This is a genomic window from Moheibacter sp., from assembly GCF_049672845.1.
Lineage (GTDB): Bacteria > Bacteroidota > Bacteroidia > Flavobacteriales > Weeksellaceae > Moheibacter.
Window position 1 is genome coordinate 1 of record NZ_JBATWT010000002.1, and the last position, 2144, is coordinate 2144.

Here is a 2144-nt window from a genome sequence, read left to right on the forward strand (position 1 = left end):
AAGCTATCCTAAAAATCCGGCAACAAAACTCTCGACAAAAACAAACCTTGCTTAAAACAGCTTAAACGAGGTCAAGAATTTTTGTTTTCAATAAAATTTGGAGTTGTGCAACAGTTACCGATGTTAGGCGTAGTTTTATTTTATAATTTCATGTTATAATTTCATCTAATATTTCAATTATACGCACGGAATGTTCAAAATATTGTTTTACACTTGAATGTGAAACTGTAGGATGACCACCATGAGCAAATTCATTTCGTGCATCGTTTAAAGATTTTAACGATGATTCAAGTTGAGAACAATTAGGTTCAGCTGAAAGTTTTGTTTTAAATGCATTATTCCAATTTATATCGAATCTTTTTAAACTCTTACAAATATTTTCTTTACTAGGATTTAGAGAACTATTGGTAAAAGTTTGTTCAATAAAATTTTTGGCTTGAGCTGGGATTGAATTATGATAATCACTAATTATTGATTTAAAAGCATTTTCTATAGTTCCACAACATTTAATTATCATATAATTAGTTAAATATGGAACCATATGATGTGATTGACCAAATACCCCAATTGCAGCTTCGATTCTAGCTATTTCATCTTTACAATCATTTATACTTTGCTCAACAGAATTATTGTTCATAATTGTATAAAAATTTTAAAGCTAAATTTATCCTTCCTTTTATATGTTCAATTTGCATTGTTCCCTCAGAAATATATTTTCTAAAATCAGAATTTTGCAATAATTGAATTCTTTTCTCTTCACTTGCTATGCTCAAATCAATTCCAAGTCTATGAGCAATAGATGTGGATATCATTATTGCATCATAAATGGGAGGATAAAATCTCTTTCTAATTGTTGATAAATCGGTTGATTGAACATTGTAAAAAGCATTTTCTCCTATATTATTGAAAATTTGATCTATGCAAAATATAAAGCTATTTCTAAATAAATCAATTTGCGGATCTAAATTATTTACTTTATTTCCCATGAATTCATTTAGATATTTTTTAAGTGATATACTTGATTTTGTATTTTCTAAAATATAATTTGAGTTTAAAGCAAAAAATCTTAATATATATTCTAAATCACGCATTCTTTGGTCTTCAAATTTATTTCCAAATAATAATCTCCAATTTTCATGCGTGTTTAATTCAAATAATAGACTATTTAAATTTCCTTGATAAACACAATTTCTAATTTCTTGAGGAAGAAGACTTCTACCACTAGTGTTTATTCTTTCGAAGATTTGAAATAGACTTGTATCACCATCTATTGGTGATTTTTGTTCAAATATTATTGCGTGAATAGTAGTTGTTTTAATTTTTCTCTGTTCTGAATCTGTTAATTCATTAAAAGATTTATTTTTCCAACGATGATTAATTTTATCTGGTATATTTGATAATTTGAATTCTTTATCATCTCCAGACCAAATACCTCTAACATAATCATAAACAGTCATTAATCTTTGATATCCATCAATGATTAGCAATCGATTATCTTGTGTTTTTGCTAAAAATATACTTGGTATTGGTAACCCAAGCAAAACAGAATCAATAAATCTACTTGCTTCTGGTTTACCCCACACATATTTTCTCTGCAATTCAGGTTTAACTAAATCACCATCTGAATACATTGATATTAATTCTCTAAACGAATAATCCGCTCCCCATGAATTTATATTGTATAAATCATCGTTTACATAATCGTCATTGAGTTCATCCTGAATAATTTCAATATTGGATAAATTTTCGTCTTCCATTCTAAAATTTATTAATGAGTTTAATTTTTTTTAAAAAAATTACGCCTAACGTTTTGGGTATTGCCGAAGGCGGGGAAAACGAAGCCGAAAGTTTCGATTTTGCACCGAGGCGAGCCAAAACGAATTTTTATGAGTTAAATTTAAAAATAAAAAACGAATAAAATTCGTTTTTGGCGGAGATAGAAGCACAAACTTTGAATTTAGCACTTTAGCCCCGCTTTTGGCAATACCTTGTGCTTGTTGCACAACTCCCCATTATCAAAAAAAAATGTGTATCTTGTTGTATGCAAGGACGGAAGAAATTTACCCCCAAACTATTCTATCAAACCAGCTTAGAGAACTTGGTTCCAGAAAATGATACTTATCGACTTATTCAAAAAGAAATGG

General features: G+C 28.6%; 3 protein-coding genes. 1 reads left to right on the plus strand and 2 read right to left on the minus strand.

Translation table 11 applies throughout. From position 1 onward, the window contains the following. Positions 1 to 148: 148 nt before the first annotated feature. Positions 149 to 637, minus strand: coding sequence for a HEPN domain-containing protein (locus tag WBF63_RS00035; protein WP_424367639.1), 489 nt, complete (start codon positions 635 to 637; stop codon positions 149 to 151). Beyond that, complete coding sequence (locus WBF63_RS00040; protein WP_424367640.1) at positions 627 to 1757, minus strand: DUF262 domain-containing protein; 1131 nt, start codon at positions 1755 to 1757, stop codon at positions 627 to 629. Before WBF63_RS00040 ends, WBF63_RS00035 begins: the two co-directional genes overlap by 11 nt. Before the next feature lie 14 nt (positions 1758 to 1771). Between WBF63_RS00040 and WBF63_RS00045 the strand changes: the two genes are divergently transcribed. Then, positions 1772 to 1918: a hypothetical protein gene (locus WBF63_RS00045; RefSeq protein WP_424367641.1), complete on the plus strand. Its 147-nt coding sequence runs from the start codon at positions 1772 to 1774 to the stop codon at positions 1916 to 1918. The last annotated feature ends 226 nt before the right edge of the window (positions 1919 to 2144 follow it).